At 56.6% G+C, this 13768-nt stretch carries 12 protein-coding genes; 7 read left to right on the top strand and 5 right to left on the bottom strand.

Going from position 1 to position 13768, the window contains the following annotated elements:
- Positions 1 to 10: 10 nt before the first annotated feature.
- Complete coding sequence (locus J8X26_RS17450) at positions 11 to 1315, bottom strand: LLM class flavin-dependent oxidoreductase (protein WP_165057357.1); 1305 nt, start codon at positions 1313 to 1315, stop codon at positions 11 to 13.
- A 9-nt stretch (positions 1316 to 1324) separates the two neighbouring features.
- Positions 1325 to 2404 (bottom strand): iron-containing alcohol dehydrogenase family protein, encoded by a 1080-nt coding sequence (locus J8X26_RS17445; RefSeq protein ID WP_208951502.1) that lies wholly within the window; start codon positions 2402 to 2404, stop codon positions 1325 to 1327.
- 346 nt (positions 2405 to 2750) lie between these two features.
- Between J8X26_RS17445 and purB the strand changes: the two genes are divergently transcribed.
- From purB to J8X26_RS17425, 4 genes are read left to right on the top strand one after another with little or no spacing between them, the layout of a single operon-like run.
- Positions 2751 to 4133, top strand: coding sequence for an adenylosuccinate lyase (purB, locus tag J8X26_RS17440; RefSeq protein ID WP_152326098.1), 1383 nt, complete (start codon positions 2751 to 2753; stop codon positions 4131 to 4133).
- On the top strand, positions 4130 to 4657 hold the full coding sequence (locus tag J8X26_RS17435) for a GNAT family N-acetyltransferase (protein WP_152326097.1): 528 nt from the start codon (positions 4130 to 4132) through the stop codon (positions 4655 to 4657). Before purB ends, J8X26_RS17435 begins: the two co-directional genes overlap by 4 nt.
- Positions 4658 to 4667: 10 nt before the next feature.
- Positions 4668 to 5831 (top strand): amidohydrolase, encoded by a 1164-nt coding sequence (locus J8X26_RS17430; RefSeq protein ID WP_152326096.1) that lies wholly within the window; start codon positions 4668 to 4670, stop codon positions 5829 to 5831.
- Positions 5832 to 5845: 14 nt separating this feature from the next.
- Positions 5846 to 7183, top strand: coding sequence for an MmgE/PrpD family protein (locus J8X26_RS17425; protein WP_208951501.1), 1338 nt, complete (start codon positions 5846 to 5848; stop codon positions 7181 to 7183).
- Here J8X26_RS17425 and J8X26_RS17420 read toward each other — a convergent pair.
- Genes J8X26_RS17420 through J8X26_RS17410 form a run of 3 tightly spaced genes read right to left on the bottom strand, consistent with a single transcriptional unit; the run spans position 7170 to position 9755 of the window.
- Positions 7170 to 7931 (bottom strand): amino acid ABC transporter ATP-binding protein, encoded by a 762-nt coding sequence (locus J8X26_RS17420; protein ID WP_152326094.1) that lies wholly within the window; start codon positions 7929 to 7931, stop codon positions 7170 to 7172. The two genes, J8X26_RS17425 and J8X26_RS17420, sit on opposite strands and share 14 nt — an antisense overlap.
- A complete protein-coding gene (locus J8X26_RS17415; protein ID WP_244370649.1) occupies positions 7924 to 8862 on the bottom strand; it encodes an amino acid ABC transporter permease in 939 nt (312 codons plus the stop codon). Before J8X26_RS17415 ends, J8X26_RS17420 begins: the two co-directional genes overlap by 8 nt.
- The gene (locus tag J8X26_RS17410; protein WP_152326093.1) at positions 8859 to 9755 is read right to left on the bottom strand and encodes an ABC transporter substrate-binding protein; all 897 of its coding nucleotides are present in this window, start codon (positions 9753 to 9755) and stop codon (positions 8859 to 8861) included. Before J8X26_RS17410 ends, J8X26_RS17415 begins: the two co-directional genes overlap by 4 nt.
- A gap of 520 nt (positions 9756 to 10275) precedes the next feature.
- Here J8X26_RS17410 and J8X26_RS17405 point away from each other — a divergent pair.
- From J8X26_RS17405 to J8X26_RS17395, 3 genes are all read left to right on the top strand, one after another.
- The gene (locus tag J8X26_RS17405) at positions 10276 to 11274 is read left to right on the top strand and encodes an LLM class flavin-dependent oxidoreductase (protein WP_208951500.1); all 999 of its coding nucleotides are present in this window, start codon (positions 10276 to 10278) and stop codon (positions 11272 to 11274) included.
- 10 nt (positions 11275 to 11284) lie between these two features.
- Positions 11285 to 11845, top strand: coding sequence for a GNAT family N-acetyltransferase (locus J8X26_RS17400; protein WP_152326091.1), 561 nt, complete (start codon positions 11285 to 11287; stop codon positions 11843 to 11845).
- A gap of 68 nt (positions 11846 to 11913) precedes the next feature.
- Positions 11914 to 13254, top strand: a complete 1341-nt coding sequence (locus tag J8X26_RS17395) for an LLM class flavin-dependent oxidoreductase (protein WP_152326090.1) — start codon at positions 11914 to 11916, stop codon at positions 13252 to 13254.
- Positions 13255 to 13768 lie beyond the last annotated feature (514 nt).

Here is a 13768-nt window from a genome sequence, read left to right as displayed (position 1 = left end):
TATCCTTATATCAGAGCGCGGGCAAACCCAGGTTTTCGCGCAATGTGCTGAATTCATACTCTTCGCGGAACAACCCGCGACGGCGTAATTCCGGGATCACCCGCTCGACAAACAGCGAAAGCTGCTCCGGCATGATGGCCGGCATAATATTGAAACCGTCCGCGCCGCCCTGCTCCAGCCAGTGCTGGAAATCATCGGCGATATCTTCGGCGGTTCCCACCAGCACGCGGTGTCCGCGTGAACCGGCAGCAATCGCGGCCAGTTCACGCAGGGTCAGATTTTCGCGGTAGGCCAGATCGGTCAGCAGTTTCACACGGCTCTGATTGCCTTCTCCGGCAGGCACATCCGGCACCGGGCCGTCGAGCGGGAACTGGCTGAGATCCATATTAAAGCGGGTCGAAAGCTGACGAATGCCGTTATCGATATCCACCAGCGAGTTGAGTTCACGCCAGGTTTCACGCGCTTCTTCCCGCGTGCGCCCCACGATCGGCATCACACCGGGCAGGATCAGCACATGATCCGGATTGCGCCCTGCGTCTTTCACCTGCTGTTTCTGCGAACGGTAAAACGTCTGTGCTTCTTCCAGCGTCGCGGCGGCGGTAAACACCACTTCGGCGGTGGCGGCCGCCAGCTTCTGGCCGTCAGCGGAAGAACCGGCCTCGATAATCACCGGACGTCCCTGCGGTGAACGGGTGATATTCAGCGGCCCCTGCACCTGGAAATATTTCCCGCGATGATTAACCGGCTGAATTTTTTCATTCACGAAATACTGGCCGCTGTCTTTGTCCGGCGCGACGGCGCCTTCCTGCCAGCCTTCCCACAGCTTAAACGCCACGTCGAGAAACTCGTGCGCGACGGCGTAACGCTCGGCGTGCATCGGCATATCTTCACGACTGAAATTGCGCGCCACGTCGGTGGAAAACGATGTCACCACGTTCCACGCCGCACGGCCATGACTGATGTGATCCAGCGACGAAAAGCTGCGCGCCAGATTAAACGGATCGGTAAACGTGGTAGAGGCCGTTGCCGCCAGCCCGATATGACGGGTCTGCACTGCCAGCGCCGCCAGCAACGTCAGCGGCTCGAGGCGCGCCATAGTAGAAGGCAGGCGGTAAACGCTGGTCGCCAGCGCGTCACCGATGAAAAACATATCGAACTTGCCTTCTTCGGCTTTTTTGGCGATCCACGTCAGCCATTCAACGTCCGTGGGCGAACCGAGCTGTCCGGTTAAACGCCAGCCGCTGACGTGATGCCCGAGCGGTTGAACAAACAGGCCGAGGCGCAGCTTTCTGGTGTTTTCTGAAGAAGAAGTCATGAAATGTTCCTAAGAATAATGTTGATTTTCTGTCGCCCGCAGGGCTTTTTCGATGTGTTCAGCGGCCATGGAAAACGGCAGGCGCGCCGCGTTTTCGGCGGAGAACTTCACTTCACGGGCAATAGATGAAAGGATTTCATCGCGGTTGCCGTTGAATTCCGGCAGCGCCAGCGGCGCATCGTACTGCCGCAGCAGCGCCAGCAGTTCCGGCTCCGGTTCGCCGTTGTCACTTTCCATCAGCGACTGCACCAGCAGGCCGAGACCGACCTTCTCGCCGTGCAGCCAGTCGTGCAGTTCAGGCTGATGGGTAAAACGGTTGTGAATGGCGTGCGCCACGCCCGGTGCAGGCGTTTCATCACGCATGCTGTTTGCCATGCCCGCCGCCGCGATATTGGCGTCGATCACTTTAATCAGCGCCGGTGTCACTTCATGGCGGGCGTTATCAAGCACCGCCTGCGCCCCGTATTTCTCAAAGGTTTCCACCGCCAGTTTTGCCGCCTGAATTTTGAGATTCAGCGCCAGGCTGTCGTCGCTTTTCTGTTTATACGGACGGAATTCGTACCACTTCGCCAGTGCGTCCACGATGCCCGCTTTCAGATAACGGACGTCGTTTTGCGCGATGACTTCGCTGTCGACCAGCACCATCAGCGGCATACGCGATAACGGCTGGCTGCGGACGTGCCCGCCGTGCGCGTTGTAAATAATGCTGACCGGCGACCAGGCGGCGCAGGTGGCGGCCACCGTCGGCAGCGTCACCAGCACAATGTCATCAATCAGATTCGCGATGGCTTTCGCGCAGTCCAGCACGCGTCCGCCGCCGATACCCAGCACCAGCGTGGCGTTTTGCGCCCGCACCGCGTTGAGATGTGTTTCGATCGCGGCATCGGTGCATCCGGTGGTCAGGAAATTCACCTGCCAGCGGATCCCCGCCTCACGCAGGCTGTTTTCCAGGTGCGGATTCACCGCCTGCCAGGCTTTCGGGCTGGTGATAATGGCGATTTCATTCGAGTGAACGGCAAGAAGTTCGCCGGTGCGGGCACGCAGCCCCGGCTGATGGTGATAGGTTTGCGGTGATTTTATAGCGAACACGATGATGCCCTATTCTCTGGTCAGTAATTGAATAAACTGCCTGCCCGTAATAAACAGGAATTCGGATATTGAATATATTAAGTCGTTATATAAACATCGTACGAGAATTGAAATAATAAACAAAGTTCTGATTGCGGATCCTTATTCACTAATTCGCAATAGAATAGATGAATTTTAGCTATAGCATCAAAACCCCTTGCATCCTGTGCTGGATCAAAGAAATGATAGCGCTGTAAAGGGTTAATTTAATAAACAAAAACAGAAATATCGGCAACAGTATTATCCCGGTATTTATTATTGTTTTTGCCAAACTCATTAATTAACCCTCAGAAAAACAGAGATTATTATGGCCTCACATCCGATTGATTTTCTTTTACTTGGCAATAATTTTGGCACACCGGAAATGCGGGAAATCTGGTCAGAGAAAAATCGTCTGACGCAGCAAATAAATGTCGAGGTGGCGCTGGCATTAGCCGAAGGCGAACTCGGGGTGATCCCGCAACAGGCAGCACTGTCGATAGCGGAACTGGCCGACCCCAGCCAGCTGAATATTGACGACATCGCCGCGTCCGGTGCACAGATGAAACATTCCCTGATGCCGGTGCTGACGGCGCTGCAAAAACAGTGCGGCGATGCCGGGGAATACATTCATTACGGCGCGACCACGCAGGATATCGTCGATACCGCCACGGTTTTACAGCTCGCCCGGACAATGAAAGTGATCGTGCGTGACGCCACCGCGCTGGCGGACGTGCTGAAAAATCTGGCGCGTGAGCATCAGTACACCCTGATGGCGGGCCGCACCCACGGAATGCAGGCGCTGCCGACCACGTTCGGCTTTAAAGTCGCCGTCTGGCTGGATGAATTTATCCGCCATCTCGACCGCCTTCAGGCCATCACGCCGCGTCTGCTGACCGGCAATCTCAGCGGCGCGATCAGCACATATGCCGCGCTCGGCGAAGCAGGCCCGGAAGTCGAACGCCGCACGCTGGCACGCCTGAACCTGAATACGCCGAATATCGGCTGGCAGGCAGCGCGCGACCGTTTTTCCGAATACGCCAGCACGGCGGTGCTCATCAGCGGCACGCTGGGCAAAATCGGCAACGAACTTTATAACCTGATGCGCACCGAAATTAATGAAGTCGAAGAACCGTTCAGCGCGGGGAAAATCGGCTCGACCACCATGCCGCATAAACGTAACCCGGCCGCCATCGAAGGCTTAGCCAGCCTGACCGCCCCGCTTTTACACAGCGCGTCGCTGATTTATCAGTCGATGCACGTCGAGCACGAACGCGATGCCATGAGCTGGCGCGCGGAGTGGATCGCCCTGCCGGAAATCTCGATTTACCTTTCTGCCCAGCTGCAAAATGCCCGCGCTATTTTATCTGGCCTGACGGTCAATAAAGCCCGCATGCTGGCGAATTTGCAGATGCAGGACGGCCTGCTGCTGTCGGAAAAGGTCATGTTTGAAGCCGGTAAAAAACTCGGCAAACAGACGGCGCATCATCTGGTTTACGAGTGCGCTATGCAGGCGTTCGAGAACCGTCTATCTTTTAAAACCGTGCTTTTAGCACACCCGGTTCTGGCCGCCAGCATCTCAGAAGAAGATCTGGACCACTGGCTGGATCCGGCAAATTACATCGGCTGTGCGCCGCAAAAAGTGGATGACGTGATCCGCTTCGCCGAACAGTCCGGTCATTTATCATCCCCGGAGAAACCTGCGATATGACCCCACATTTCCGGCGGCTCAGTTCAGACGACAGGCACGAATATCTGTCGCTGATGCTGGCCGCATACGCCCCGATTAAAGCCCTCGGCATTCAGTTTGATGCGGCCACCGCCGATCTGGCGCGGGTGACGAAACATCTCGATGAACATGCGGTATTTGGCCTGTTTGACGGCCAGCGCATGGCAGCCTCGGTCACTTTGCGTTTCCCGTGGGGCACCCTGCCGGGCCCGATGGGTCTGCCGCATATTGGCTGGTTCGGCACGCACCCGGAATACACAGGCCAGAATCTCGGTAAGCGGCTGCTGGAATGGCTGGAAGACCACATTCTTATCGGCGAACTCAAAGCCCCGGCGTATTCGCTTGGCACCGCCACCAGCCATCCGTGGCTGCGCGAAATGTATATCAAACTGGGTTTTCAGCCGGTCTTCGAAAGAGACCTCGGCAAAGGCCATATCACGCTGTATCTGAAAAAGATCCTCGACGAAGAACGCCATGCCGGATGGCTGGCGCGTCAGCCCGCTTAAGGAGTTTTACATGTTAAATACCGGTCAGGAACATCAGGCGCTGGCGAAATTCATTGAGGATTTTCGCCATAACATGCACCGCCATCCTGAGCTTTCCAATCAGGAATTCGAGACCACGGCGCGCATCAAAGCCGTGCTGGAAAGTCATCAGATCCGCGTTCTGAATCTGCCGCTGAAAACCGGTCTGGTGGCCGAAATTGGCGGCCAGAAAGCCGGTAAGCGGGTGGTGTTACGTTCGGATATTGATGCCCTGCCGATCGAAGAAAAATCGGGCGTGGAATACACCTCGGAAAACCCCGGCGTCATGCATGCCTGCGGCCATGACTTCCACACTTCGGCGGCGCTCGGCGCGGCGATTTTACTCAAAGAACGCGAGGAAACGCTTGCCGGCACCGTGCGCATTTTATTCCAGGCAGCAGAAGAAACCGGCCACGGCGCACCGGCGCTGATTGAAACCGGCGCGCTCGACGACGCCGCCGTCATCTTTGGTATTCACAACGACCCGACGTTGCCGGTCGGCATTATCGGCAGCAAAGACGGCGCACTCACCGCGGGCGTCGACCGTTTTGCCATCACCATTTCAGGCACCGGCAGTCACGCCGCCCGCCCGCATGAAGGCAATGACCCGATTATTATTGCCGGGCAAATTATCGGCGCATTGCAGACGCTGATTGCGCGCAATGTGCCGTCAGATCACAACGCGGTGGTGTCCGTCACGCAGGTTCACAGCGGAAGTACGTGGAACGTGATCCCCGACTCTGCCTGGCTCGAAGGCACGGTGCGCTCGTTTAATCAGGACACCCGCGAGCTTATTGAACGCCGTTTACGTCAGGTGCTCAAAGGCATCGCCGGTGCCTTTGATACGCAAATTGAACTCGACTGGCAGCCCGGCCCGCCGTCGGTGGTGAATACCGCTGAATGGGTGGATTTTGCACTGGCGCAGGCCGCCGGTTCAGGCTTTGAGGCGCGTCGCGTGGAAGCCAGCCCGATTGGCGAAGATTTCGCCTTCTATCAGCAAAAACTGCCCGGCGCATTCCTGATGATCGGCTCCGGCGGCCCGTTCGCACTGCACCACCCGGAATTTCGCGTCGATGACCGCGCGCTCTTCCCGACCGCACATTATCTCGCGCAGCTGGCCGTTAACGCCCTTGAACATCTCAGCCCGCAGGCCTGAAACAGGAAAAAAACATGACACTGACTTCATCGCTGGCAAAGCTTATTGTCAGTGCGCGTCCCTCCGCCGAAGCGCGTGAAAATGCCCGCGAAGGATTGCTCGATTTTCTGGCCGTCACCCTGCCCGTTGTGCGCGGCGAAGCCGGCGATTCCGGGCTGAAAAGTTTGCAACAGGTTTACCGTGCAGACGATGCACAGACGCGCGCCGTGTTACTGGGTTACGCCGGACATGCGCTGGATTTCGATGATTTTCACCCGGACTTTCGCGGTCATCCCGGCGTGGTGATTTTGCCTGCTTTGCTGGCGCTGGCGGCCGGGCGCCCAGACATCAGCGGCGAGCAGTTTCTCAATGCCTGGGTGACGGGCGTGGAAACCGCCGGTCGCCTCGGGCTGGCCGCCGGTTCGCAGCATTACAAACTGGGTTTCCACAATACCGCCACGCTCGGCACGATTGCCGCGGCGGCGGCATGTGCGCGGCTGGTTGGTGCCAGCGAACCGGAAACGGCCCTTATTCTGGGGACGGCGGCTACGCAGGCGGGCGGTTTACGCGCGCAGTTTGGCAGCGCGGTTAAACCGCTGCACGCCGGGCTGGCGGCGCAAATTGCGGTCACGGCCACCCTGCTGACGCTGGCCGGTTTTCACGGTCAGTCAGAAAACGTGCTCGACAGCTTTTTCACTGCTTACTGCGCCGGTCAGCATCAGCCGGAAAAACTCACCGAAAGCTGGGGCGCGCCGTGGCGTATCGTCTCACCGGGGCTGGAATTCAAACCGTATCCGACCTGTGGCGGCACGCACAGCGCCGCCGATGCCGCACGAGCTATCCGCCAGGACTGGCTGCAACAGGGGGAGCTGCTCAGCGACCTGATAAATGCGGTGGAGCGGATTGAAGTGTCTTTCCCGCCGGGCGGTGATATTGCAGCGTCAGTGCGCGAGCCGTCGAACGGTATCGAGGCACGTTTCAGCCTGGAATACGTGATTGCCGCCAGCCTGCTGCGCGAGGCCTTGCTGATACAGGATTTCTCAGAAAACCCGCCGGATGCCGAAATTGCCGCGCTGGCCGCCCGTATCACGCGTCATCCGGATCTTAGCGCCCCGCCGGATGAGCTCAACCCGGCTGCGCGTTTTCATCAGGTTACGGTATTTTTACGCAACGGAGAAACGCGGCAAAAACGCGTTACGCGTCAGCAAAGTCTGGCGATTGCGTTCGATTTACCGGGGAAGTTGCGCGCCTGTTTACCGGATATGACGGAAGCACAGCGGGCCAATATTGTGGCACTGAGCAGGCTGGAAAGCCGCGACAGTTTGCCGCAGCTGTGTGATTTACTTTTCAGAGCAGACTCTACAATACGGTAGACAGAAAATTGCGGACACGGACGTTCTCCGCTTCATCCAGCACGGCTTTCACCGGCCCCGACGCCACGATTTTTCCGCCTTCCATAAAGATCACGTTATCGGCGACTTCACGCGCAAAGCCAATTTCGTGCGTCACGATCACCATGGTGATCCCCGAATGCGCCAGCTTTTTGATGACCTGCAACACTTCGCCCACCAGTTCGGGATCGAGCGCCGATGTCGGTTCGTCAAACAGCATCACTTCCGGATCCATCGCCAGCGCACGGGCAATCGCCACGCGCTGCTGCTGCCCACCGGAAAGCTGCTGCGGCCAGTCATCTTCGCGGCTGGCTAACCCCACCTGCTGCAACAGTGCACGGGCTTTGGTCAGCACCTGCTGACGGTTTTGTTTCTTCACGCGCAGCGGCGCATCGGTAATGTTTTGCAGCACCGTGCGGTGCGGGAACAGATTAAATTGCTGAAACACCATACCGGTACGGCTGCGCTGAGCGGCGATTTTCCCGCTGCTCAGTTCATAAAGCGCATTGCCTTTTTGCCGGTAGCCGACCAGTTCGCCACCGATACGGATGGTGCCGCCGTCGAGTTTTTCCAGATGATTAATGCAGCGCAGCAACGTGGATTTCCCGGAACCGGATGGCCCTAAAATCACCGTCACCGAACCCGCCGGAATATCCAGGCTGATTTCGTCGAGAATGGTGTTTCCTGAAAAACGTTTGGTGACTTTCCGAAACTCAATCGCCTCACCCATGGCTGGTTTCTCCTGCATTCAGGCCGGTATTCACCGCCCGCGGCGTCTCGTCACGCGGTTTAGATTTACGCTTCACCTTGCGCAAACTGCTGCGGCTGAAATGACGCTCGACGTAATACTGAATCACCGAAAGCAGCGACGTCAGCACCAGATACCACAGCGTCGCGACCAGCAATAACGGGATCACTTCATACGTGCGCTGATAAATAATCTGCGCGGAAAACAGCACGTCTTGCAGTGAAATCACCGACACCACCGCAGTGGTTTTCAGCTGACCGATCACTTCATTACCGGCGGGTGGCAGAATCGCCCGCATCGCCTGCGGCAACACGGTATGGCGGAATATGGAAGCAGGCCGGTAACCGAGGGCACGCGCGGCTTCAATCTGGCCGGTGCCCACGCTCTGGATCCCCGCACGGATAATCTCAGCGGCATAGGCCGACTGGTGCATCACCAGCGCAATCACGGCGGCGCTGAACGGGCTGATTAATGAGTTGGCCGACGCACTCCAGATTTCCCCTACCCAGGGCAGTGAAAACGAAATGGTGGGATACAGGGCGGCAATGTTGTACCAGAGAAACAGCTGAACCAGCATCGGCACGCCGCGGAAAAACCAGGTATATCCCCAGCTCACGGCGACCAGCACCGGATTGGACGATAACCGCATCAGCGCCAGCACGGTGCCACCGGCAAAGCCGAAAATCACCGAAATGGCAGTCAGCTGCAACGTCATCAAAACACCCTGCAAAATCGACGGACCGGTGAAGTTTTCTGCAAGCACTGACCATTCAAAACGCGGGTTGTTGAGCATTGAATGGGCGGCAGCGCCCAGCACCAGAACGACGATCAGGGCGCTTATCCAGCGCCCGATGTATTTCTTACCGACGATCCGCAGTTCTTCCGGCTGCTGACCGTGTGTTTCAGTGCTCATCCGAAAATCTCTTCATTACGCTTGGATTCTTTCACTGCGCCAAAGCCAATCGACCATTTATCGAGGATCTTCTGATAAGTCCCGTCTTTAATCAGCGAGTTAAGCGAAGCCTGAACGGCCTCTTCCAGCGCAGATTGTTTCGGGAACGCAACCGAAACCGGTGCGTCATCCACATGAATCGTGCCGGACAGCGCCAGCGGTTTCACCTGGCTGACCTGATACGTCAGGCCTTCATACGGGCCAAAGAACATCGGCACGCGACCACTGACCACGGCCTGCACGCCCGACGGACGGTCCGGGAAAACGGCAATTTTGATTGGCTGTTTGCCTGCATCCGTACAGGTTTTGCTGGCCGCTTCGAGACGTCCGATTTGCGTCGTGCCCGCACCGGCACCGATTTCCTGCCCGCAAACGGCATCAAAAGACGTAAACGGCGCGATATTGGCGTCTTTGCGGGAGATCACGCCCAGACGCGACGCATCGTAATAGCTGACAAAATCGACCTGCTCGAGGCGTTTTTGGGTGGCGTTGATATTGGAAAGCGCCACGTCATAGCGGCCTGATTTCAGCCCGGGAATAATGTTGTCGAAACCGCCGGTATCCTGCCAGCGCACTTCCACGCCCAGACGCGCCGCAACGGCATTCATCACGTCAATTTCACGGCCCGCGAGGGTTTTATTGTCTTCCTGGAAAAACGTGGTTGGCGGCGTATTCGGGTTGGTGCCCGCGACAATATATCCGCGTTTGGCAATATCGGCTGGCAGTTTACTTTTCAGCGATTCATCGGCTGATACATGGAAAGTGGTAGCAGACGGAACAATTTGCCCGGCTGCCCATGCGGTCGATAAATTCCCGGCAATCAGCAGCGGGAGCAATAACTTGGATAATGTCATGACGGGACCTTTTTCCTGGTGTAATACCTGTGAAAAACCACAAATATAATGTGGTAAAAGCGACAAGGTCATTGCTGTTTATATTTCATATCTGAATTAACGCCCGACCTGCCGATAGAACTGATTTTGCGGGTATATACCTTTTGGTGACAAATGAGAAAATGAGATAAGGATTTCACAAATATGGGAATGGTTATTACGCGGGCGCGTGGCTAATTCACACCTTGGGTTGTAGCGACAAAACTTTAAAACCTTGGGCTCGCCGCCCAAACTGGTCCAGAGAGCGCGTTAAGCGCGCTGCCGCTGGCTGGCACTGTTTCAGGTGCCACAGCTATTGCCGCGAAATCTTGCCGCTTTCAAAACGACGTTGAACCTGAACCTGACGTAAACCCCTTACGGGCGGCGAACCCACAGGTTTTCCAATTTCCGCAACTCCATAGCTACTATTGTTCTTTTACATCCCTTCCCCCTGACTTTAATAATCGTTGTTAATGATGTGTTGCGATTACAAGGGAAAACGATGGGATACCGCATAAGTTTGCTGGAAAAAAGTCCGCTGGATGAACATGAGGATGCCGCCGGAGCGCTGCGCCGGACGCTGGAACTGGCGAAGCTGGCGGAACGCTGGGGCTATCACCGGTTCTGGCTGGCGGAACATCACAACACCGACAAACTCGCGATCTCCTCGCCGGAAATTGTCATCGCCTGGATCCTCGCGCATACGCAAAAACTGCGGGTCGGCTCAGGGGGCGTGATGCTGCAACATTACAGCCCGTATAAAGTCGCCGAGAATTTTAATCAGCTGGCGTCACTCGCGCCCGGTCGTGTCGATATCGGTATCGGCAAAGCGCCGGGCGGATTGCCGCTTTCTACTCACGCGCTGCAATACGCTGTCGATCCGGCGCGCAAAGGCGAGTTTGCGGATCAGCTGCGTCAGCTCGATGACTGGCTTTCAGTGCCGGTTCGCGGGCGCGGCGTGGATTCCCTTTCGGCCACACCACAACCGCCGCAGTCGGCATCGCGCTTTCTGCTGGGCGCGAGCGAACAAAGCGCCCGGCTGGCGGCCAGTCTCGGCTGGGAATTTGTTTTTGCGGCGCACCTTAATGCCGACGAACGCGATATTTCCAGCGCCCTTTCCGCTTATTCCTACGACAGCAACGGGCGACGCGCCCTGCTCGCCGTGCCGGTGATTGTCGCCGACACCGCCGCTCAGGCCGCGCGTCTGGTGGATAACACCCAGCGTTACCGTGTGACCGGCAGCGACGGCCAGAGCGTAAATGTCGGCAGTCTCGAACAGGCGGAAACGTATATCCGGCAATCCGGCGCAGCGTCGCATCAGATTGAAGAACGCCAGTCTGACGTGCTGCACGGCACCGGCGAGGACGTTCACCGCCAGTTAGAAGCGTTGCAGGCCCGTTACGGCGTGGAAGAATTCATTATCGACACACCGGTCGCACAGCCACAGGCGCGCCTGCGTTCACTCGAACTGTTAGCCGCGTCCAGCATGGCGCTGGCATAAGGAACCGAACATGAGCCATCTGATCCGCCTTGCCCAGGAATCTGAAGCCGCGGCGCTGCATTCGCTGCTGCAAAAAGCCTATGAACCGCTGCTCGAACACGGCATCCATTTCACCATTACCCGCGCCAGTGTGGAGGATGTGCGGGATGTGATCCGCAATGAAACCACTTATGTACTGGAAAAAGACGGCGAACTGACGGCCACGCTGACGACCCGTTTTCTGTGGACACCGGCGAAAAATCATCTCGCGCCCTGGCCTTTCGTTCACTGGTTTGCCGTAGCAGAACATGCCAAAGGGCAAGGTTTTGGCAGCGAGATTATCCGTTATGTCGAAGAGACCTTTTTGCGCGACACGCTGAAATCCCCCGCCGTGTATCTGGCGACAGCCATCAAACACCCGTGGCTGACGGATTTGTATCAGCGCCGGGGTTACGAGCCGTTTCATACCGCGACTAATCCGCTGGGCGTCGAGCTGGTTTATCTGCGAAAAGTGCTGATTCAGCAGGCTTTCGACGCGCAGGAGCAGGCTCCGCTGGTGCGCTCCATCGCGGAATTACGCACGCTGGTGTGATCGCGTATTAACGCTATTTAATTCATCAATGTTTTATTTCCAAGAGCCGTCCATGAAAGGGAAAGAAAATGACTCAAAAACAAAAGATACGTCTTGGCGCTATTATTCAGGGTGCGTCGGGAAATATGTCCGCATGGCGGCATCCGGATGCCATTGCCGACGCCAGTATTAATATTCAGTTCTGCCAGCAATTAGCGCAAAAAGCCGAACAGGCAAAATTTGATTTCTTATTTGTGGCTGACGGTTTGTTTATTACTGAGAAATCGATTCCGCATTTTCTTAACCGTTTTGAACCGATTACGTTGCTTTCCGCGTTGTCGCTGGTGACACAAAAAATCGGTCTGGTCGCCACGCTTTCCACATCGTACAGCGAGCCGTTCACCGTCGCGCGCCAGTTCGCCAGCCTCGATCATCTCAGCGGCGGCCGCGCAGGCTGGAACGTCGTGACTTCTCCGCTGGAAGGGTCTGCCAAAAACTTCTCACGCGACAAACACCCGGAACACGACGAGCGTTACCGCATTGCCAGCGAATACGTCAGCGTGGTCAAAGGCTTATGGGATTCCTGGGAAAAAGACGCGTTTGTACGCAACAAAGCCACCGGCCAGTTCTTTGCGCCGGACAAGCTGCATACGCTTAATCACCACGGCAAATATTTCTCGGTACAGGGCCCGCTGAACGTGGGGCGTTCTCCGCAGGGGCGTCCGGTCGTGTTCCAGGCCGGTGCTTCCGAACAGGGAAAAGCGTTTGCCGCTGAAGCTGCCGACGCGATTTACACCCGTCAGGAAACGCCGGAGCTGGCACGCGAATTCCGCGAAGATGTCCGCCGTCAGCTGGTCAAAAATGGCCGCGACGCCGACGACATCCGCGTCTTTCAGGGCATCAGCGTCATTATCGGTGACACCGTCACGGATGCCGAGCGTAAATATCAGGAAACCGCGCAACTGGTGACGCTGGAAAGCGCGCTGGATTATCTGGGCCGTTACTTTGAGCATCATGATTTCGCGCAGTACGACCCGGATGCGCCGTTCCCGGACATCGGCGATTTAGGCCAGAACAGTTTCCGCAGCACTACCGATGAGATCAAACGCAATGCGAAAGAGCGCGGACTGACATTACGGCAAACCGCGCTGGAAGCGGCCACGCCGCGCCCGACATTTTTCGGCACCGCCGAACACGTCGCCGACGGGCTGGAGCACTGGTTTACATCAGGAGCAACGGACGGGTTTATCGTTCGCGGTGGCACGCCGACGGCGTTTGATGACTTCACTGACTCCGTCATTCCAATTTTACAGGCACGCGGGTTGTATCGTACCGAGTACGAAGAAGGGACGCTTCGCGGGAATCTGGGGTTACGGGAGCCGGAGAATCAGTTTGCTGAGGTTGTGCATTCCGATGCACTGACGGTTTAAATTTTTGCTGAGACCGCAGCAAAAGGCGGTTTTTCACTTGCAGTGAGGGGTAGTAAATTGATCGAGAAGATTTCGGTTTTTCACTTGCAGTGAGGGGCAATAAATTGATCGAGAAGATTTCGGTTTTTCAATTGCAGTGATCACTCAGCGGCTGACGCCGAAACCGACCAAAGAGAGGGAAGTGCTTTCCCTCTCTTGGATCTCTCCACGCTTTTTCAACAAGCGCTATCGCTCGCTGGCTATGTTTCAGGTGCCGCAGCTATTGCCGCGAAAACTTGCCGCTGCGCGATCCCCTCACTGGGTTTCGAGCCACAGGTCTCGAAACACTTCGTTCGGCAAGCTTTCTGAAAGCGGCCGGAAACTTTCTAATTCACAACCTCACTGCTGAATAATGCAGTTGAATCTAGATAAGCCTCCAGCCGCTTTCAAAACGACGTTGAGCGAGTGGTGAGAAACAGCGAGAGTCTTTTTTCGAGCAGGTTCGAACCCGAGGCGAGAGAACCGCGCAGCGGCG

Source organism: Rahnella sp. ChDrAdgB13, from assembly GCF_017655185.1.
Classification (GTDB): Bacteria; Pseudomonadota; Gammaproteobacteria; order Enterobacterales; family Enterobacteriaceae; genus Rahnella; species Rahnella contaminans.
The sequence above is the reverse complement of the archived record's forward strand: the minus strand, read 5'-3'. Positions and strand labels throughout refer to the sequence as shown.